This is a genomic window from Streptomyces clavifer (genome assembly GCF_036345975.1).
GTDB lineage: Bacteria > Actinomycetota > Actinomycetes > Streptomycetales > Streptomycetaceae > Streptomyces > Streptomyces clavifer.
In genome coordinates this window covers 1,677,489-1,696,229 of the sequence record NZ_CP107793.1, presented here as the reverse complement: position 1 = coordinate 1,696,229, position 18,741 = coordinate 1,677,489, and the positions used below count along the sequence as shown (strand labels likewise).

Here is an 18,741-nt window from a genome sequence, read left to right as displayed (position 1 = left end):
GTCACGCGCGGCACTGCTCCACGAACCGCCGGGCGACACCGGGCTCCGCCGCCCAGTGCGTATGCAGATAGCTCGCGTGCACCCCTTGCTGCACGAAGCCCTCCACCCGCCGCTCCGGCTGGTGCAGGCCCCAGGCGGGGGTCGCGCCGGCCCCCGGTTCCAGCACCGTCCGGTGGAACTCGTGCCCGCGCAGCCGCGTCCCCGCCACCGCCAGCACGCTGTCGGACACCGCCACCGCCTGCCGGTAGCCGAGCGTCAGCCGCTGAGACATCCGGGCCGAGGCGTCCAGAACCCCGCACATCGGACGCCCGTCCAGCTCACGCGCCAGATACAGCAGCCCCGCACACTCCGCCGCCACCGGGGCTCCGGAGCGGGCCAGCTCGGTGACCGCCCTGCGCAGCGGCTCGTTGGCCGACAGCTCCGGCGCGTACACCTCGGGGAACCCGCCGCCTATGACCAGCCCCGCCGTGCCCGCGGGCAGCTTCTCGTCGCGCAACGGGTCGAAGACCACGACCTCGGCACCGGCCGCCGACAGCAGCTCGGAGTGCTCCGCGTACGCGAACGTGAACGCGGCGCCGCCCGCCACCGCCACCACGGGCCGTGCTCCCCCCGCGGACGCCCGCTCCGGCTCCCACGCCGCGCCGGGCAGCGCGGGCGCGGACCGGGCCAGCGCCAGCAGGGCCTCCAGATCGCATCCGGCCGCCACCCGTTCCGCCATCGCCCGTACGGCGTCGACGGCGTCGGCCTGCCGCTCGGCCACCGGGACCAGGCCCAGGTGGCGCGAGGGCGTCACCACCTGCGGAGCCCGCCGCAGCGCCCCGAGCACCGGCAGGCCCGTCTCGTCGAGCGCCTCCCGTAGCAGCGCCTCGTGCCGGTCGGACGCCACCTTGTTGAGGATGACGCCGCCGATCCGCACCTCCGGATCCCAGGAGGCGAAACCGTGCACGAGCGCCGCGACCGAACGGGACTGCGACGAAGCGTCGACGACCAGCACGACGGGGGCCCGGAGCAGCTTGGACACCTGCGCGGTCGACGCCAGCTCGCCCTGCCCCGAGGCGCCGTCGTACAGCCCCATGACCCCTTCGACGACCGCCAGGCCGGCACCCGCGGCGCCGTGCGCGAACAACGGGGCGATCAGCTCCGTACCGCACATGTACGCGTCGAGGTTGCGCCCCGGGCGGCCGGTGGCCAGCGCGTGGTAGCCCGGGTCGATGTAGTCGGGTCCGACCTTGTGCGGGGACACGGCGAGACCACGCCCGGCGAACGCGGCCATGAGACCCGTGGCGACCGTGGTCTTGCCGGTGTTGGAGGCCGGTGCGGCGATGACCAGACGGGGGACACTCACCACTCGATGCCTCTCTGGCCCTTCTGGCCCGCGTCCATCGGGTGCTTGACCTTCGACATGTCGGTCACCAGGTCTGCGGCCTCGATCAGCTTCGCGGGGGCGTTGCGCCCGGTGATCACCACGTGCTGCGTCCCCGGGCGGTCGCGCATCACCTCGACGACCTCGTCGGTGTCGATCCAGCCCCAGTGCATCGGGTAGGCGAACTCGTCCAGCACGTACAGCTTGTAGGTCTCCGCCGCCAGGTCGCGCTTGACCTGCTCCCAGCCCTCGCGGGCCTTCTCCTCGTTGTCGGAGTTGTCGCCGTGGATGCCGCGCTGGACCCAGGACCAGCCCTCGCCCATCTTGTGCCAGTCGACGGTGCCGCCCTCGCCGCTCGCCCCGAGCACCTTCAGCGCGTTCTCCTCGCCGACCTTCCACTTCGCCGACTTCACGAACTGGAACACCCCGATCGGCCAGCCCTGGTTCCAGGCCCGCAGCGCGAGGCCGAAAGCTGCCGTCGACTTGCCCTTGCCGATGCCGGTATGGACGAAGAGGAGCGGACGATTGCGCCGCTGACGCGTCGTCAGCCCGTCGTCCGGCACCGATACAGGCTGTCCCTGTGGCATTACGCGGCCCTCCCGGCTGCTTGAACATCCTTGACCAGCCCGGCGATCGAGTCGGCCCGCAGTTCGTCGAGCGTGACCGCGGTGCCCCCCAGGTCCCGGGCGAGCTGTGCGGCGAGCCCGAGGCGCACGATCCCCGACTCGCAGTCCACGACGACGGACGCCGTGCCCTCGGCGGCGTGCAGCCGCCCGGCCCGCGCGGCCAGTGCCACCGGATCGGGGCCGCCCGTCGCCCGGCCGTCCGTCACCACGACGAGCAGCGGGCGCCGCGAAGGATCACGCAGCCGCTCCACGCGCAGCACGTCGTGCGCCCTCAGCAGTCCGGCGGCCAGCGGCGTGCGCCCGCCCGTGGGCAGCGACTCCAGCCGTGCCGCCGCCGCGTCCACGGACGACGTGGGCGGCAGCACGACCTCCGCCTCCTTGCCGCGGAACGTCACCAGACCGACCTTGTCCCGCCGCTGGTAGGCGTCCAGCAGCAGCGACATCACCGCACCCTTCACGGCGCTCATCCGCTGCCGGGCCGCCATCGACCCCGAGGCGTCGACCACGAAGAGCACGAGGTTCCCCTCGCGCCCCTCCCGGGTCGCCTGCCGCAGATCGTCACGCCGTACGACGAGGCCCCGCCCGGACCGCCCGCGCGCCCGCTGGTGCGGTGCCGCCGCCTGCACGGTCGCCGCCAGGTGCAGTTTCGTCAGCGTCCCCTCGGGACGCCGCGCCCCGGTGGTCCGCCCGTGCTCCGTGCGGGCCCGGGACCGGCGCCCGGCCGCACCCTCGCCGAGACCGGGCACGCTCAGCATCTTCGTACGGAACGGTTCCGAAGCGCGTACGGGCTGCTGCTCGCCCCCGGAGGGCGAGGGCCGCCCCGGCCCCGGGGCGTCGCCGCCCTGCTCGGGACCGGCGTCCCCGCCCCGCTCCGGGGTGTCGGGACCGGAGTCCTGCGGAGGCACGCCGCCCCCGCCCCCGCCGGGCCCGTCGGGATCGGGCTCGTCGCCGTCGCCGTCGCCGTCGCCGTCGTCGCCGTTCCCGGCCTCGTCGCCCGCCGCGTCCCTGAGCGTGTCGTCCAGCTTGTCCTCGTCGAGCCCCGGCGCGTCGAACGGATTGCGGCGGCGCCGGTGGGGGAGTGCGAGCAGGGCGGCCTGCCGCACGTCCTCCGCGGTCACCTCGTCACGCCCCGCCCACGCCGCCAGCGCGGTCGCGGTGCGGGCCATGACGATGTCGGCCCGCATCCCGTCGACCTCGAACGCCGCGCACGTCGCCGCGATCTGCCGCAGTACGGCGTCCCCCAGCACCACCCGGGGCAGCAGGACACGTGCGGCGGCGATCCGCTCCCGCAGCGCCTCCTCCTCCTGGGCCCACCGTCCGGCGAACCCGGCCGGATCGTCGTCGTACGCGAGCCGCCGCCGCACGACCTCGACCCGCTGGTCGGTGTCGCGGGAGGCCGCCACCTCGACGGTCAGCCCGAAGCGGTCCAGCAGCTGCGGGCGCAGTTCGCCCTCTTCCGGGTTCATCGTCCCGACCAGCAGGAACCGTGCCGCGTGCCGTACGGAGACGCCTTCGCGCTCGACGTACGAGGCACCCATGGCCGCCGCGTCCAGCAGCAGGTCCACCAAGTGGTCATGGAGCAGGTTGACCTCGTCCACGTACAGGATCCCGCGGTGGGCGTCGGCCAGGAGCCCCGGCTCGAAGGCCTTCACGCCCTCGGACAGGGCCCGCTCGATGTCGAGCGCTCCCACCAGGCGGTCCTCGGACGCGCCGACCGGCAGCTCCACGGTCCGTGCCGGCCGCGACACGCCGGCAGCGGCTTCGTGGGGCCCGTCGGGACACGCCGGATCGGGCACCACCGGATCGCACGAGAACCGGCACCCGGAGACCACTGCGACCTCCGGCATCAGCGCGGCGAGGGCCCGTACGGCGGTTGACTTGGCGGTGCCCTTCTCACCCCGGACGAGCACCCCGCCGACGGCCGGACTGACGGCGTTGAGCAGCAGCCCGAGCCGTAGGTCGTCCTGTCCGACGATGGCGGTGAAGGGATACGGGGTACTCACAGTGCCTCCTCTGTCACGTGCACGACTGTTCCGGTCACCTCAGGCGTCCGTTCCGCGATGTCCGGCCCTTCCGGGTCCCGCCCCGCGTCCCGGGGCGGGCAACCGAGCCCGTCCGGCGATCCGGGACCGGGGCCCGGGGCAGGGGGCGCCCCCACCACCGGTCCCGCCGCCCGTGGGGCCCCCGGCGGCACGAACGGCAGCCCCCGCGGCGCGCCCGCCTCGATCAGCCGCCACAACGCGTCCGTGTCGGCGTGCTCCTCGATCAGATCCCCCAGCCGGTCCAGCTGCTCCTCCCGCAGCGCGGCGAAGCTCGTGTCCGGGGCCGGGACGAACCGCCGTCCCGCCGCCCGCGCCACCTCCTCCAGGAACCGCCGCCGGAACGCGTCGCTCTCCAGCGACCCGTGCCAGTGCGTCCCCCACACCGCGCCCACCCGGCACCCGTCCAGGAAGGGCTCACCGCCCCGCACGTCGGCGACCCCGTGATGGATCTCGTACCCCTCCACCGGCTCCCCCAGGGCGTGGCCCGTCGGCCGGGCCAGCACCTTCTCCCGGCCGAAGCGGACCCGCACCGGCAGCAGCCCGAGCCCGTCGACCAGACCGGCGCGCGACTCCACCTCGTCCTCGACAGACTCGCCCAGCACCTGGAAACCGCCGCAGATGCCCAGCACCGGACGCCCCTCGGCGGCCCGCCGCAGCAGGGCGTCGGCCAGCCCCCGCTCGCGCAGCCACGCAAGCGCCTTCACCGTGCCCCGGGTACCCGGCACGACGACCAGGTCGGCGTCCACCAGCTCCTCGGCCCGGTCCACGAACCGCACGACCACACCCGGCTCGGCCGCCAGCGCGTCCACGTCGGTGAAGTTCGACATCAGCGGCACGGCGCACACCGCGACCCGCAGGACGTCCCGGCCGTACGGCGGGGCGACGACGGACTCCCGTACGGCGCCCCGCATCGACACCCGCAGCCCGTCCTCCTCGTCGATGCCCAGGCCGTGGGCGAACGGCAGCACCCCGTACGTCCGACGCCCCGTGAGCCCGTGCAGCATGTCCAGACCGGGCTCCAGCAGCGACACGTCGCCCCGGAACTTGTTCACGAGGTACCCCGCGACCAGCGCCTGGTCCTCGGCGGCCAGCAGGGCCGTCGTACCGAAGAAGGAGGCGAACACACCGCCCCGGTCGATGTCGCCGACGACCAGCACCGGGAAGCGCGCGGCCCGCGCCACGCCCATGTTCACGATGTCCGTGCGCCGCAGATTGATCTCGGCCGGACTGCCCGCCCCCTCGCAGATCACGGCGTCGTAGGTGTCCCGGAGCTGCTCCAGGCAGTCCACGACCGTGCCGAACAGCGCTTCCTGCCGGCCCCCGTGATAGCCGCGCGCGCTCATCTCGCCGACCGGCCTGCCCATCAGGACCACCTGACTGGAACGGTCGCCCCCGGGCTTGAGCAGCACCGGATTCATCAGCGCGGTCGGCTCCACCCGGGCGGCCTGTGCCTGCATCGCCTGGGCGCGGCCGATCTCGGCGCCCTCGCGGGTGACGAAGGAGTTCAGTGACATGTTCTGCGCCTTGAAGGGCGCGACCTTCACCCCCCGGCGCACCAGCCACCGGCAGATCCCCGCCGTGACGACGCTCTTGCCCGCGTCCGAGGTCGTCCCCGCGACCAGCAGCCCGCCGCCCGGTCCCCTGCTCATGCCCGGCCCCTTCGTCCCACGGCCAGCCGCCCGGCCACACACACGCCGAGGGCCAGCACACTCACGCGGCGCGACAGCCGCACCGCGCGTTCGATGTCCGTGACGCGCACGTCCCTGCCGGCCGCCCCGTTGAGCACGGGCCGGTGCTCGACCCGTCCGCCGTATGCGAGGGTCCCGCCGAGCCGTACGCCGAGCGCTCCCGCGAACGAGGCCTCCACCGGTCCGGCGTTGGGGCTCGGATGTCTGCCCGCGTCGGCCCGCCAGGCCCGCAGGGCCTCGCGCGGGCGCCCGCCGGCGGCCACCGCGAGCACGGCCGTGAGGCGCGCGCCGGGCCAGCCCGCGGCGTCGTCGAGGCGGGCCGAAGCCCAGCCGTAGCGCAGGTGGCGCGGTGACCTGTGGCCGACCATGGCGTCCAGGGTGTTGACGGCCCGGAATCCGACCAGGCCGGGCACGCCGCCCAGCGCACCCCACACCAGAGCCCCCACGACGGCGTCGGACGTGTTCTCGGCGACGGACTCCACCACCGCACGGGCGATCTGCCGGCCGTCCAGGGAGTGCGGGTCCCGGCCGCACAGGTGCGGCAGCCGCTCCCGGGCCACCTCGATGTCCCCGGCGGCGAGTGCCCCGCCGATGGCACGGGCCTCGCGGCCCAGGGACGTTCCGCCGACGACGGACCAGGTGGCGGCGGCCGTCAGGGCCACGGCGGCGGCGGGCCGGTTCCGTACGGCGTGGGCGGCCAGGGCGGCGGCGCCCGCGGCGCCTCCGGCGCAGACCAGCGCGTGCAGGGCGCCCCGGCCCCGGTCATCGCGCCACAGCCGGCTCTCGACGCCTGCCGCGGCCCGCCCGAAGGCGGCGACGGGATGCCCCCGCCGGGGATCGCCGAGCAGCAGGTCACCGATCAGACCGGCGGCGGCGCCGTACGCGAAGATGCGGTCGGCTCGCACGGGTCAGCCGGCCGTCGCGCCTCGAGGGACCTTCGTCACGGGTGGCACAGGGACCGACGTACGGCAGCCAGGCATGGCAGATGTCCTCACTCAGGGTCCGCGCCCTGGTTCGACGTGACGGCGACGAGAGTCTCCTGGCTTCCGGATCCGCAGTTCCCCCGGGCTTCCGGTCCGCGGTGGCGGACCGTGACTTCCTGAGGGGCTGCTCCCCGGTGACAGTGGCGGGACCGCGCCGGATTCGCACCGGCTTCCTCTCCTGTCGCCGTAAATGGCTCCGGCAGTCCACCACGCACCGCGAACGCCCGTCAACCTGCCGTTGACCTGCGAGGCTTCAGTGTGCGCAGACGCACATCGGGCCGGACACACGGCTGTGTGTCCGGCCCGATGTGCGTGGCTGCCGTCAGACGACGATCAGATAGATCCCGTACGCCACCGCCGCCGCGCAGAGCCCGAAGCAGGCGTATGCGCCGGAGCGTGCAAGCACGGAGGGACCGCCGCCCTGCGCCGTCGGCACCTGCTTGGCGAGGCCGATGATGCCGAGGGTGAAGAGGCCGACCAGTGCGATGGTGACCACGAGGCTGACGCCGAAGACGGAGGCGAGAGCTGCCCAGTCGATGTTCATACGGATCTGTCCTTACACCGTGGCCGGTCGGGCCGGGTCGCCCGGGGTCCCGGCCGTGGGGGCCGGGGCCGGGATGGTGGTCTTGAGGTCCGGGACGGCGGAGCCGATGGGCGGAGGGCTGACGGCCGCCATGGCGGTGGTGACGACGCCCGCGGGCTCGTCGTCCGGCGCGTTGACGTTGGTGTGGTCAACCGGCTTGCGGCGCGACAGCAACCAGATGGCGGCGGAGCCCGCCACGAGGAGCACGGCGACCACGCCGACGCCCCAGGGTCCCTGCTTGGTGAGGAACTCCGAGCCCGCGCCGATCAGACCGGCGGCCGGCAGGGTCAGACCCCACGCGACGAACATGCGGGTGGCCGTGGACCAGCGGACCACGCCGCCCTTGCGCCCGAGGCCCGCACCCATCACCGCACCGGAGCAGGACTGGGTGGTGGAGAGGGAGAAGCCGAGGTGCGAGGAGGCCAGGATGACCGTGGCCGCACTGGTCTGGGCGGCGAAGCCCTGCGGCGGCCTGAGGTCGGTGAGGCCGCTGCCCATGGTGCGGATGATGCGCCAGCCGCCGAGGTACGTGCCCAGCGCGATGGCGATACCGGCGGAGGCGATGACCCAGACCGGCGGGTTGGAACCGGGGGCGAGGACGCCGCCGGTGACCAGGGCCAGGGTGATGATGCCCATCGTCTTCTGCGCGTCGTTGGTGCCGTGGGCGAGGGAGACGAGACCGGCCGAGGCGATCTGGCCCGCCCGGTACCCCTTGGCGGTCGACTTCAGCTGCGCCTCGTCGGTGATCTTCCGGTTGATGCGGTACGTCAGCTTCGTGGCCAGCAGAGCGGCCAGACCGGCGACGAGGGGGGCGGCGATCGCGGGCAGCAGCACCTTGGTGACGACGGTGCCGCCGTTGATCGAGGACCAGCCGGCCGACATCACCGCGGCGCCGATGAGGCCGCCGAAGAGTGCGTGGGACGAGCTGGAGGGCAGGCCCACCAGCCAGGTCAGGAGATTCCACAGGATGGCGCCGACGAGCGCCGCGAAGATGACCTCGGTTCTGAGGCCGTTCTCATTGATGATCCCGCCGGAGATCGTCTTGGCGACCTCCACCGACAGGAACGCGCCGACGAGGTTGAGAACGGCGGACATGGCCACCGCTGTCTTTGGCTTGAGAGCGCCGGTCGAGATGGTGGTGGCCATCGCGTTGGCGGTGTCGTGGAAACCGTTCGTGAAATCGAACACGAGAGCTGTCACGACCACAATCGCAAGCAGCAGCGTGATGTGTTCCATTTACCCAGGCAATCGTTCGACGTCAGTGGCTGTAGGAACGTAAGCAACCTGGGTGAACGGAAGATGAACTGGGCAGGGCGTTGTGGTGACTCCAAGCGCGTACGGGCATTCCGCTTGTGTGCGCGAGGGGTTGCCGGAACCCGTCGCGGCGCTGTGGGTACTGGCCTGCGGTCGGCCCCGGCACCCGCGGGAACTGTCGCATTTGCACCATTGAAGAGACTTCGGTCACGTCCCACGGTGCCCCCGGCCGGAACGACCCGGTCGGCCTAGGATCTCCGCATGAGCCGCCAGGATCGGGACGCGATCGCACACGCGTGGGACGGGGTCGTCGCGACGGCCCGCAGGACGGCCGCGGAAGGGCTGGTCGTCGGCACGTCGGGCAACGTGTCGGCACGGGTCGGCGGGACCGTCCTGGTCACCCCCAGCGGGGTGCCCTACGACCGGCTGGGCCCGGGGGACGCGGTCGGCGTCGACCTCGAAGGGCGCCAGGTGCTCGGTGAACTCGTCCCGACCAGCGAACTCCCCCTCCACCTGGCCGTCTACGGCAGCACCCGCGCCGCGGCGGTCGTCCACACGCACGCGGTGCACGCCACGGCGGTCTCCACGCTCGTCTCCGAGGTGCCGCTGGTGCACTACGCCGCCGCCATGCTCGGGGGGCCGGTCCGCACCGCCCCCTACGCGCGCTACGGGACGCCGGAGCTCGCCGGCCACATGCTCGCCGCCCTGCGCGACCGAACCGGCTGCCTCCTGCGGAACCACGGGACCGTCACCTACGGGGACACCCTCGACGAGGCCTACGACCGCACCGCCCAGCTCGAATGGATGTGCAGACTCTGGCTCACCGCGAGCTCCGTGCCGGGCCACAGTCCGTCGCTGCTCACCCCGGCCCAGCTGCGCGACGTCCAGGACGCCCTGGAGGACTACGGCCAGCCCGGCTGACACCGGGCCCGCACCGGACGGCCCCGCCCCGCTGGCAGTCGGGGCCCCCGCCCAGGACACTGGAGCCGTGCGCCCGGCAACAGCGACGGCAGCAGCCGTCACCACGATCCTCGGCGCCGGAGCGGCAGCGGTCGCGGCCGGCCGGTACGCCAGCGACGCCGCCCTCGGGGCCCCGTCGCCCCGCCCCCTGCCCGGGGACCGCAGACTCACCGTGCACGCCGCGGGGGCCGGGCAGATCGCCCTGACCCGCTCCTTCGCCGCGCTGCGCCCCGGCACGTACGGGCTGGCCGGCCGCGGCGTCCACGCCGTCGTCGGCCCGGTCACCGGTACCGCGCCGGAGGGCTCCGCCGACACCGTCCTGCGGAGTCTGGAGCGCGTGAACCGCGGCAGCCTGCAGCGGGGGGCCAAGGTCCGCATGACTCCGGAGCTCCACACCGGAGACCCGCTCGGCGCCCTCGGCCTGGCCCACAAGGAGGTCGAGATCCCGGGCGAGCTGGGCTTCCTGCCCGCCTGGTTCGTGCCCGGTGCCCGCGACACCTGGGTGATCACCGTGCACGGCCTCGGCACCACCCGGGAACACCCCCTGAACGTGCTGGGATTCCTGCACGACCAGCAGTTCCCCGTGCTCGACCTGGCCTACCGCGGTGACGAAGGGGCTCCCCGCTCCCCGGACGGGCTCAGCCACCTCGGCGAGTCCGAATGGCGCGACCTCGACGCGGCCATCCGCTACGCCGTGCGCTACGGGGCGGAGAACGTCATCGTCCACGGCTGGTCCTCCGGCGCCGCCATGGCCCTGCACGCCGCCGTCAACTCCGCCCTCAGGGACCGCGTCAGCGGGCTCGTCCTGGACTCACCGGTCATGGACTGGGTGACCACCCTGCGCGCCCTGGCCACCGCCCGAGGCGTCCCCGCCGCACTGCTGCCCCTCGCGGTCCGCGCCGCCCAGGGGCGGACAGGGCTGCACGGCGCACCCCTCCTCGACACCTCCCTGCCGACGGCGCTGCACGCCCCGACCCTGATCTTCCACGGACCGGACGACACCCTGGCCCCCTGGCAGCCGTCCCGGGAACTCGCCGCGCGCCGCCCCGACCTGGTCACACTGCACTCCGTGCCCCGGGCTCCGCATGCGGCGATGTGGAATGCCGATCCGGCCGGTTACGAAGAGGCCCTCAGGCGCTTCCTCACGCCCCTGATGTGAGGTGATGGGATGGAACGGCCCAGTTGGTGACCGGGCCGGAGGCCCTCCCGCACGCCCTCGATCCGGCTTCCGTTTGGGCTTTCGGGCCGTCAGAGGCAAGACTGCTCCCGTGACGTCCCGTACCCCGCGCGACTCCAGGCTGCGACTTGTCCGCCCGCGACCCCTTGCCACCGCCCGCAAGGCCGTGACCACCCGGCGCACCAGGCCGGCCCCCCGCCCACCCGAGGGCACACCGCCCCCTGCCGAACTGGCCCGTCAGGCCAGGGCCGTACTGGCCGACGCCGTGCGGATCGCCCACTGGGCCGCAGGCGGTGCGAGCCCCGGCGCCGCCCCGCTCGCCGCCCGGGCCCTCGAACGGGCCGCCGCGGCACTGGACGTGTCCCCGGCGCAGGTGCAGGCCGGCTGGGACCGCGCCAGGCTCGCCGGTCTGATCGAACTGCACGGCGACACCGCGCGCCCCGGCTGGCGGCTGCGTGCCTGGGACCGTGACGACTCCGCCGTGCTCCGCGGCTGGGTGGCGCTCTTCGACGCGTGGTCACTCGTCCACGCGGCACCCGAGGGCATAGAGGCCGGCGCGGTCGCCGAGGCCGTCGAGGCCGTACCCCAGGTGCTCTCCCTGCTGCAGCTCTCGGCGGGGCCGGTCACCGTGCCCGCACTCCTCGACCTCCTCGGCCAGCGCGTCGCCGAACTCCACGAGGAGCGCTGCGAGGTGCCCTACGGGCCGCAGCCGCAGCCGGACCCCGGCCCCGCCGCGGGGCAGCCCGCGGACCTGAACGCGCTGCTGCTCGACTGGGCCCTGGAAGGCCTCGCCGCCGTCGGCGCGCTCACCCTCGGCGCCGGACACGCCACCCTCACGCCCCTGGGCAACTGGGCGGTGTGGGTCAAGCTGGAACAGATCTGCGTCGCGGCCCAGAGCCCGGCGGGAAACATCGAGCAGTCCGCCGCCGACATGCTGCTCGGCTGCGCACGGCTCACCCCGGGGCCGGCCCGCGCCGAATACCGGGCCTGGATCGCCGCCCGGACCGTCGGCAGCGCCGTGGCCGAGCTGCTGGTCGTGGCCCGCGGCCAGGACGCCCTGCTGCGCGGCCTCGCGTTCGAGGCGCTGCGCGTCGTCGGCGCGCCCGCCGAACCGGTGGTGCGCTCCGTCGTCACCGAACCGCCCCTGCGCCCGTACGCGCTGCTCTGGCTCGCCGAGTACGAGGGCGCCGACCCGGACGACGCGCAGGACGTCCTCAGCCGCGAGGAAGCCACCTGGCTCTGGGTCGACACCGCCGCGGCCGTGGCCGACCACGGTGAGACGGGGCTGCTGGTGCGCCACCTCGACTCCGCCGTCCAGGGCACGGTCCCCGCGCTGCTCGACGAGGTCAGAGCCATCGGGCACCCGCGCACCGTCCAGGTGCTGGTGGCCCTGGCCGCGGCCCACCCGGACCCGGCCCTCGCCAAGGCCGTGCGCCGTGCGGCCTTCCAGGTGCACACCGGCGGCGAGTAGTCCCGGAACGAGGCGCTCCGGGGGAGGCGGTCAGCCCGCGGCCCCCGGGGCGTACGTCCCGAAGCTCCAGACGTTGCCCTCCGCGTCCCGTGCCATGAAGTCGCGCGAGCCGTAGTCCTGGTCGGTGGGCGGCATCAGGATCTCCACGCCGTGCTCCACCGCCCGCGCGTGGAGCACGTCCACGTCGTCCACGACCACGTAGACCCCCGAGGGCCCCGCGCCGGCCATCACCCCGGCGAACACGCCCGCGCCCCCCTTGGAACCGAGCATCACCCTGCCGTTGCCGCAGGACAGCTCCGCGTGGAGCACGCTGCCGTCCTCGCCCTCGTACACCGCCTCCTCGGTGAACCCCAGGGCGCCGGTGAGCATGCTGATCGCCGCCCGCGCGTCGTCGTACAGAAGTGTCGGAAAGATCGTCGGTGCACCGCCCGTGCCGGCCATCGCGCACACCCTCTTCCTGTCCCGTCCGGTGGATCCATGGTGATCCGCGTCTCAGTGTTCCACCGGAGACAGGAGGCGCGCGTCCGGAGGTGTCCGGGCCGCCGGCGCCGTCGAGCCGCACCGGGCGCACAGCGCCATCTGCTGGGGCCGGGGAGCCTTATCCCGCCGACCTGTGCCGCATATCGGCCAGTTCGTCGCGGTGCGCCCCTTGTGTGTCGTAACGCTCCGTGGCGGTGACGGACCGGAGCACGCGGAAAAGCAGGTGGACACCGCCAGTAGAATGAGCCCCATGGCAATTCTCCTTGTGCATTAGACGGCGTCGAGTCGTGAGCCCGTAAGTCCCTCCGCCGTCCATACCGCCCTGGAGTTTTACCGTGATCACCGCTTCCGGCATCGAGCTGCGTGCCGGCGCCCGCATCCTCATCGAGTCCGCCTCCTTCCGTATCGCCAAGGGCGACCGCATCGGTCTGGTCGGCCGCAACGGCGCGGGCAAGACCACGCTCACCAAGTGCCTCGCGGGCGAGGGGACCCCGGCCGGCGGAACCATCACGCGTGGCGGCGAGGTCGGCTACCTCCCGCAGGACCCGCGCACCGGCGACCTCGATGTCCTGGCCCGCGACCGCATCCTCTCCGCCCGCGGGCTCGACGAGATCCTGCGCAAGATGCGGGAGAACGAGGAGCGGATGGCGAACGGCAAGGGCGCCACCCGTGAGAAGGCCATGAAGCGGTACGAGCGCCTGGAGACGGAGTTCCTCACCAAGGGCGGATACGCCGCCGAGGCCGAGGCCGCCACCATCGCCGCCGCGCTGAGCCTGCCCGACCGGGTGCTCGGCCAGCCGCTGCACACGCTCTCCGGTGGTCAGCGCCGTCGTGTCGAGCTCGCCCGCATCCTGTTCTCGGACGCCGACACCCTGCTCCTGGACGAGCCCACCAACCACCTGGACGCCGACTCGATCGTCTGGCTGCGCGACTACCTCAAGAGCTACCGCGGCGGCTTCATCGTGATCTCGCACGATGTCGAGCTCGTCGAGACCGTGGTCAACAAGGTGTTCTACCTCGACGCCAACCGTGCCCAGATCGACGTCTACAACATGGGCTGGAAGCTCTACCAGCAGCAGCGCGAGGCCGACGAGAAGCGCCGCAAGCGTGAGCGCCAGAACGCCGAGAAGAAGGCCGCGACCCTCAACGCGCAGGCCGACAAGATGCGCGCCAAGGCGACCAAGACCGTCGCCGCGCAGAACATGGCCAAGCGCGCCGACCGGCTGCTCTCGGGTCTGGAGGCCGTGCGCGTCTCGGACAAGGTCGCCAAGCTGCGCTTCCCCGACCCCTCCCCGTGCGGCAAGACCCCGCTGATGGCGGAGGGCCTGTCCAAGTCGTACGGCTCGCTCGAGATCTTCACCGATGTGGACCTCGCCATCGACAAGGGCTCCCGGGTCGTCATCCTCGGCCTCAACGGCGCGGGCAAGACCACCCTGCTCCGTCTCCTCGGTGGTGCCGAGAAGGCCGACACCGGCGAGATCATCCAGGGTCACGGTCTCAAGCTCGGCTACTACGCGCAGGAGCACGAGACGCTCGACCCGGAGCGCACGGTCCTGGAGAACATGCGCTCGGCGGCACCCGACCTCGACCTCGTCGCGGTCCGCAAGACGCTCGGTTCGTTCCTGTTCTCCGGGGACGACGTCGACAAGCCCGCCGGGGTGCTCTCCGGTGGTGAGAAGACCCGCCTCGCCCTGGCGACCCTGGTCGTGTCGTCCGCCAACGTGCTCCTGCTCGACGAGCCGACGAACAACCTGGACCCGGCCAGCCGCGAGGAGATCCTCGGGGCCCTGCGCACCTACAAGGGCGCCGTCGTCCTCGTCACCCACGACGAGGGCGCGGTCGAGGCGCTCCAGCCGGAGCGGATCATCCTGCTGCCCGACGGGGTCGAGGACCTCTGGGGTGCGGACTACCGGGACCTGGTGTCCCTCGCCTGATCCCGCGGCGGCGTCCTGAACCCTCCCGGCGCCGGGTGATCCACCGCGTATGGATCATTCGGCCCATGTGTGATCCATCATCTGGGTGAGCGTGTCTCGTACCCCGGCGCGGCGCCCGGCGGAGACCCGTCGTCCGCGCGGGTCCGGGGCCCTCCTTCCCGTACCGCGCTGACCTGGTGGTTCTCCCGGGCGACTGCCCGTTTCGACCCTTCGAGCCCTCCGAATGACAGATTCCGTTTGTGTCGAAGCGCTCCGGAGCGCCGAATCCTGTCGTACGGACCTTGCCGAATGGGTGGCCAGGAAGCCCGGTAGGGGTGATCATGAGAGTCCAGAGCGCACTTCCTTGAGGAGGCACGGGTGGCCGAGACTCTGAAGAAGGGCAGCCGGGTAACCGGCGCCGCGCGCGACAAGCTCGCGGCAGACCTGAAGAAGAAGTACGACTCCGGTGCGAGCATCCGGGCGCTGGCCGAGGAAACCGGCCGCTCCTACGGGTTCGTCCACCGGATGCTCAGTGAATCCGGGGTCACGCTGCGAGGACGCGGCGGGGCGACTCGGGGCAAGAAGGCCGCTTCGGCCTGACGGCGGGCAGCGGTCCGGGGCAGGCGTACGCCCGCCCCCGGGGCTCACCGGAACACCGGGTGGCCACCCGGCCGGCCTCAGGGTCGTCCGGGTGGTTACTGTTCAGTTCAGTTACTTGCCAGTAAGTGCTGACTGCACCCGATCCGGAGGCGTCCCATGACCTCGCTCGACTCTGTGCTCGACAAGGACGGCGTACGGCTCGTCGTCGATGACGCGGTTGCCACGGTGACACTCGCCAATCCGGCCAAGCGCAACGCTCAGTCTCCCGCTCTGTGGCGGGCGTTGGCGGAGGCCGGACGGGCACTGCCCGGCACCGTGCGGGTCGTCGTGCTGCGCGGCGAGGGCCAGTCCTTCTCCGCGGGTCTCGACCGGCAGGCGTTCACCCCCGAGGGCTTCGACGGTGAGCCGTCCTTCATCGACATGGCGCGCGGCCCGGAGACGGAGCTCGACGCGACCATCGCCGAGTACCAGGAAGCGTTCACCTGGTGGCGCCGCAACGACATCGTGTCGATCGCCGCCGTCCAGGGACACGCGATCGGGGCCGGTTTCCAGCTCGCCCTCGCGTGCGATCTGCGGATCGCCGCCGAGGACGTGCAGTTCGCCATGCGCGAGACCAGCCTCGGACTCGTCCCCGACCTCACGGGCACCCACCCCCTGGTGAACCTCGTGGGCTACGCCCGCGCTCTGGAGATCTGCGCCACCGGCCGCTACGTGCACGCCGAGGAGGCCGAGCGCACCGGTCTCGTCAACCTCGTGGTCCCCGCCGACCAGCTCGAAGGAGCGGCCCGCGACCTGGCCGCCGCACTGCTCGCCGCCCCGCGCGACGCGGTCGTCGAGACCAAGGCACTGCTCAGCGGTGCCGTCTCCCGTACGTACGAGGAGCAGCGCACCGCCGAGCGGGCCGCGCAGGGCCGCCGGCTGCGCGACCTCGCGGGCGTCACGGACTGACCCGTGGCGGGCCCTGCCCCGCCCCCCCTGTGGGCGGGGCAGGGCCCGGCCCGTGTCGGCCGTGACCAGGACCGCCGACGGCCACCGCTCGGACCGGGCGTCCCGCGTACGGGTCAGTCCCGGTCCACGACGGACGTGACCAGGACGGCCACCGTCGGGCTGCCGTCCACCGCGCCGGTCACCGCCTCGCGTACGGCCCGGGCCACATCGAGCGCCCGGTGGCTTCCGGCCGTCGCCAGCTCCACCCGGACATGCCCGGCGGCCATGTGCACCGGGCCGCCCAGCACCCGCGTCAGCGAGACGACCCCGGGCACTCCGGCGGCCGCCGCCCCGGCGACCCCGTCCGGCACTGCCTCACGCACCTCGGCCGGGGGCCGCGCGGGCCGCCCGGGCTCCTCGTCCAGCAGCTCCGTCACCCGGAGATCCACCTCGTCGACCACCAGACCGAGGCGCTCGGCCGCCACCGTCAGTGCCGAGCGCAGCGCGTCCGCGGTGGCGGGCAGGGGCCGCCGCGCGGTCGCGGCGAACCCCGCCTCGATCCGCAGTGGACCCGGCGGCAGCGCGCTCGGCGGCCCGGGAACCACCGGCTCCGGGGCCCCTTCCGCGTCGGCGGGGGCGATCCGCAGCGGTCCCAGCACCGCCCCGGAGCCCGCTGCGGCGTCCCGCAGCACCGCTGCCGCTGCCCGCTCCGCGATCCACGCACCGTCCGCGGCACCGCCCAAAGGGAGCAATCGGCCCAGACCGAGCCGTTGGCGTACCGCGGCGGTCCATCCCTCGGCCCGGTCCGGGCCGTCAGCCTTCGTCATCACCCCAGCCTGCCGTATCCACGGCGCGTGGCGGGGCAAGCGCACTTACTGTGGGCCACGGAAGTTCAACCCGCCCCGAAGGGAAGAGCGGCGATGACGGAGAGCTCACAGCGGAACCGGCCCGACAACCCCGGCGGTGTGCCCGGCGGGGACGACGGCAGGCAGAGTCAGTTCAGCAAGCGCGGCGGGGGAGACCCCGCGACCCGCGGCCGCACCACCATCGCCGACGGCGTGGTCGAGAAGATCGCCGGAATGGCGGCACGGGACGTCGTCGGTGTCCACGCGATGGGCAGCGGTATCTCCCGGACCTTCGGGGCCGTCCGCGACCGCGTTCCCGGTGGCAACAAGTCCGTGTCCCGCGGCGTCAAGGCGGAGGTCGGCGAATCGCAGGCCGCCCTCGACCTGGAGATCGTCGTCGACTACGGCGTGGCGATCAGCGAGGTGGCCCGCGACGTGCGCGAGAACGTCATCGCGGCGGTCGAGCGCATGACCGGGCTGGAAGTCGTCGAGGTCAACATCGCCGTGAGCGACGTCAAGCTGCCCGACGAGGAGGACGACGAGGACGAGTCCGGGGCACGCGTCCAGTAGACCTCTCACCCGAGGCAGTTGAGGAGCACACACGATGAGCATGGCTGTGGTCGGCCTGATGGCCGGCATGGCGCTCGGTTTCGCCGGATACTTCGGCGGCTTCGGGGCCTTTCTGCTGGTCGCCGCACTGGGTGCGGTCGGCTTCGTCGCCGGCCGGTTCCTGGACGGAGACCTGGAACCCGGCGACTTCTTCCGGAGTCGCGAGCGCGGCGACCGGCGCCCGTGACCACGGTGACGGACCGCGTCGCGGCCGCGGAGCGCGGGGAGACCCGTATCGCCGACCGGGTCGTCGCGAAGATCGCCGCGCAGGCGGCGAAGGAAGCGGTCGACGAACGGCCCAAGGCGGGTGCCGCGCCACGTGCCACGGTCACCGTCCACCGGGACACCGCCCGGGTCAGGGTCAGTCTGGAGCTCGGCTACCCCTGCGACATCGGCCGGCAGTGCCGGGCGGTGCGCCGACGTGTCACAGAGCGGGTGGAAGCACTGGCGGGAATGGAGGTGCCCGAAGTGGCGGTGCAGGTCGAGCGGTTGCACCCCGCGGAAGCGGGCTCCGCACCGAGGGGAGCATCCGGTGAGTGAGCCCCACGACCCGCGGGACAGCACACAGCGCCTGCCCGCGGCCGAGCCCGCGCCGGCCGGCGACGTACGCACGAGGGACGCGTCCGCATCGGGCTCGTCCCCCCGACCCGGTCCCGTGAAGCCGCCCGGCGGCCGGGCGGGCCGTTTCTGGTCCGGGCGCCGCGTTCCCGCCGCACTCGTGGCCCTGGTGGTCCTCGGCGGCGCCGGGCTCCTCCTGTACGACGTGGCGGCCGTGCGGGCCGACCACCCGGCCATGGAGTGGCGGCGCTCGCTCGCCGACGACCTGGCGAGCCGTCACCTCGACGACGTGTGGGTGCTCGCCGGCTCCGCGGCTGCGGCGGCCATCGGCCTCTGGCTGCTCCTCCTGGCCCTCACCCCCGGCCTCCGCGCGGTGCTGCCGATGCGGCGCGAGCACGCGGGTGTCCGGGCCGGACTCGACCGGACCGCCGCCGCCCTGGTCCTGCGCGACCGGGCCGTGGAGGTGGCCGGTGTGCAATCCGTGCGGGTGAAGACGGGACGTCGCAAGGCAACCGTGCGGGCCGTCTCGCACTTCCGTGAACTCGACGACGTCCGGGCGGACCTGGCCACCGCGCTGGGAACGGGCATCGAGGAGCTCGGGCTGGCGAAACCGCCCGGCCTGTCCGTGCACGTCCGCCGTCCGGCGAAGAAGGGGTGAGCCG

19 protein-coding genes and 1 riboswitch are annotated in these 18,741 nt (G+C 73.4%); of the genes, 10 read left to right on the top strand and 9 right to left on the bottom strand.

The genetic code is table 11. From position 1 onward, the window contains the following. Position 1 precedes the first annotated feature (1 nt). The 7 genes from OG927_RS07195 to OG927_RS07165 all read right to left on the bottom strand — a co-directional run bounded on the left by OG927_RS07195 (position 2) and on the right by OG927_RS07165 (position 8,521). Positions 2-1,348: a cobyrinate a,c-diamide synthase gene (locus OG927_RS07195; protein WP_056792702.1), complete on the bottom strand. Its 1,347-nt coding sequence runs from the start codon at positions 1,346-1,348 to the stop codon at positions 2-4. Then, complete coding sequence (gene cobO, locus OG927_RS07190; RefSeq protein ID WP_056792703.1) at positions 1,342-1,950, bottom strand: cob(I)yrinic acid a,c-diamide adenosyltransferase; 609 nt, start codon at positions 1,948-1,950, stop codon at positions 1,342-1,344. The genes OG927_RS07195 and cobO overlap by 7 nt, the downstream gene beginning before the upstream one ends. Further along, on the bottom strand, positions 1,950-3,992 hold the full coding sequence (locus OG927_RS07185) for a putative cobaltochelatase (RefSeq protein ID WP_330319860.1): 2,043 nt from the start codon (positions 3,990-3,992) through the stop codon (positions 1,950-1,952). Before OG927_RS07185 ends, cobO begins: the two co-directional genes overlap by 1 nt. Next, positions 3,989-5,680 (bottom strand): cobyric acid synthase, encoded by a 1,692-nt coding sequence (locus tag OG927_RS07180; RefSeq protein ID WP_330319859.1) that lies wholly within the window; start codon positions 5,678-5,680, stop codon positions 3,989-3,991. The genes OG927_RS07185 and OG927_RS07180 overlap by 4 nt, the downstream gene beginning before the upstream one ends. Beyond that, positions 5,677-6,624: a cobalamin biosynthesis protein gene (locus OG927_RS07175; protein ID WP_056792706.1), complete on the bottom strand. Its 948-nt coding sequence runs from the start codon at positions 6,622-6,624 to the stop codon at positions 5,677-5,679. Before OG927_RS07175 ends, OG927_RS07180 begins: the two co-directional genes overlap by 4 nt. Positions 6,625-6,751: 127 nt before the next feature. Next, a riboswitch (cobalamin riboswitch) is annotated at positions 6,752-6,878 on the bottom strand. Positions 6,879-7,024: 146 nt separating this feature from the next. Continuing rightward, a complete protein-coding gene (locus tag OG927_RS07170) occupies positions 7,025-7,246 on the bottom strand; it encodes a hypothetical protein (protein ID WP_056792707.1) in 222 nt (73 codons plus the stop codon). A gap of 12 nt (positions 7,247-7,258) precedes the next feature. Then, positions 7,259-8,521, bottom strand: a complete 1,263-nt coding sequence (locus OG927_RS07165) for an inorganic phosphate transporter (RefSeq protein WP_056792708.1) — start codon at positions 8,519-8,521, stop codon at positions 7,259-7,261. Between the two features lie 279 nt (positions 8,522-8,800). On the opposite strand from OG927_RS07165, the gene OG927_RS07160 reads away from it, so the two are divergent. From OG927_RS07160 to OG927_RS07150, 3 genes are all read left to right on the top strand, one after another. Next, complete coding sequence (locus OG927_RS07160; protein WP_056792709.1) at positions 8,801-9,460, top strand: class II aldolase/adducin family protein; 660 nt, start codon at positions 8,801-8,803, stop codon at positions 9,458-9,460. 67 nt (positions 9,461-9,527) lie between these two features. Further along, complete coding sequence (locus OG927_RS07155) at positions 9,528-10,658, top strand: alpha/beta hydrolase (RefSeq protein WP_056792710.1); 1,131 nt, start codon at positions 9,528-9,530, stop codon at positions 10,656-10,658. 184 nt (positions 10,659-10,842) lie between these two features. Next, the gene (locus OG927_RS07150; protein WP_056792711.1) at positions 10,843-12,147 is read left to right on the top strand and encodes a hypothetical protein; all 1,305 of its coding nucleotides are present in this window, start codon (positions 10,843-10,845) and stop codon (positions 12,145-12,147) included. Positions 12,148-12,177: 30 nt separating this feature from the next. Here the strand turns inward: OG927_RS07150 and OG927_RS07145 are convergent, their stop codons facing one another. After that, a complete protein-coding gene (locus OG927_RS07145) occupies positions 12,178-12,588 on the bottom strand; it encodes a VOC family protein (RefSeq protein WP_330319858.1) in 411 nt (136 codons plus the stop codon). Positions 12,589-12,962: 374 nt separating this feature from the next. On the opposite strand from OG927_RS07145, the gene OG927_RS07140 reads away from it, so the two are divergent. The 3 genes from OG927_RS07140 (at position 12,963) to OG927_RS07130 (ending at position 16,088) form a co-directional block, all read left to right on the top strand. After that, entirely contained in the window at positions 12,963-14,561 is a 1,599-nt protein-coding gene (locus OG927_RS07140) for an ABC-F family ATP-binding cassette domain-containing protein (protein ID WP_056792713.1), read from the top strand. A 357-nt stretch (positions 14,562-14,918) separates the two neighbouring features. After that, positions 14,919-15,140, top strand: a complete 222-nt coding sequence (locus tag OG927_RS07135) for a helix-turn-helix domain-containing protein (RefSeq protein WP_006123601.1) — start codon at positions 14,919-14,921, stop codon at positions 15,138-15,140. Between the two features lie 156 nt (positions 15,141-15,296). Further along, positions 15,297-16,088 (top strand): enoyl-CoA hydratase/isomerase family protein, encoded by a 792-nt coding sequence (locus OG927_RS07130; RefSeq protein WP_056792714.1) that lies wholly within the window; start codon positions 15,297-15,299, stop codon positions 16,086-16,088. A gap of 113 nt (positions 16,089-16,201) precedes the next feature. Here OG927_RS07130 and OG927_RS07125 read toward each other — a convergent pair whose 3' ends face one another. Further along, positions 16,202-16,894: a hypothetical protein gene (locus OG927_RS07125; RefSeq protein WP_056792715.1), complete on the bottom strand. Its 693-nt coding sequence runs from the start codon at positions 16,892-16,894 to the stop codon at positions 16,202-16,204. 93 nt (positions 16,895-16,987) lie between these two features. On the opposite strand from OG927_RS07125, the gene OG927_RS07120 reads away from it, so the two are divergent. The 4 genes from OG927_RS07120 to OG927_RS07105 are packed head-to-tail and all read left to right on the top strand — an operon-like array spanning position 16,988 to position 18,737. After that, positions 16,988-17,482 carry an Asp23/Gls24 family envelope stress response protein gene (locus OG927_RS07120; protein ID WP_056792716.1) on the top strand — a complete coding sequence of 165 codons (495 nt, stop codon included), beginning with the start codon at positions 16,988-16,990 and terminating at the stop codon, positions 17,480-17,482. Between the two features lie 34 nt (positions 17,483-17,516). Then, on the top strand, positions 17,517-17,708 hold the full coding sequence (locus OG927_RS07115) for a hypothetical protein (RefSeq protein WP_056792717.1): 192 nt from the start codon (positions 17,517-17,519) through the stop codon (positions 17,706-17,708). Next, positions 17,705-18,061 (top strand): Asp23/Gls24 family envelope stress response protein, encoded by a 357-nt coding sequence (locus tag OG927_RS07110; RefSeq protein WP_056792718.1) that lies wholly within the window; start codon positions 17,705-17,707, stop codon positions 18,059-18,061. The genes OG927_RS07115 and OG927_RS07110 overlap by 4 nt, the downstream gene beginning before the upstream one ends. Then, positions 18,054-18,737, top strand: coding sequence for a DUF6286 domain-containing protein (locus OG927_RS07105; RefSeq protein ID WP_124282707.1), 684 nt, complete (start codon positions 18,054-18,056; stop codon positions 18,735-18,737). Before OG927_RS07110 ends, OG927_RS07105 begins: the two co-directional genes overlap by 8 nt. Positions 18,738-18,741: the final 4 nt, after the last annotated feature.

What these genes read in the sequence shown, in the direction of transcription:
- OG927_RS07170 (WP_056792707.1), bottom strand. Translation starts at nt 7,246, where the DNA reads ATGAACATCGACTGGGCAGCTCTCGCCTCCGTCTTCGGCGTCAGCCTC.
- OG927_RS07130 (WP_056792714.1), top strand. Translation starts at nt 15,297, where the DNA reads ATGACCTCGCTCGACTCTGTGCTCGACAAGGACGGCGTACGGCTCGTC.
- OG927_RS07125 (WP_056792715.1), bottom strand. Translation starts at nt 16,894, where the DNA reads ATGACGAAGGCTGACGGCCCGGACCGGGCCGAGGGATGGACCGCCGCG.
- cobO (WP_056792703.1), bottom strand. Translation starts at nt 1,950, where the DNA reads ATGCCACAGGGACAGCCTGTATCGGTGCCGGACGACGGGCTGACGACG.
- OG927_RS07115 (WP_056792717.1), top strand. Translation starts at nt 17,517, where the DNA reads ATGAGCATGGCTGTGGTCGGCCTGATGGCCGGCATGGCGCTCGGTTTC.
- OG927_RS07145 (WP_330319858.1), bottom strand. Translation starts at nt 12,588, where the DNA reads ATGGCCGGCACGGGCGGTGCACCGACGATCTTTCCGACACTTCTGTAC.
- OG927_RS07120 (WP_056792716.1), top strand. Translation starts at nt 16,988, where the DNA reads ATGACGGAGAGCTCACAGCGGAACCGGCCCGACAACCCCGGCGGTGTG.
- OG927_RS07180 (WP_330319859.1), bottom strand. Translation starts at nt 5,680, where the DNA reads ATGAGCAGGGGACCGGGCGGCGGGCTGCTGGTCGCGGGGACGACCTCG.
- OG927_RS07165 (WP_056792708.1), bottom strand. Translation starts at nt 8,521, where the DNA reads ATGGAACACATCACGCTGCTGCTTGCGATTGTGGTCGTGACAGCTCTC.
- OG927_RS07160 (WP_056792709.1), top strand. Translation starts at nt 8,801, where the DNA reads ATGAGCCGCCAGGATCGGGACGCGATCGCACACGCGTGGGACGGGGTC.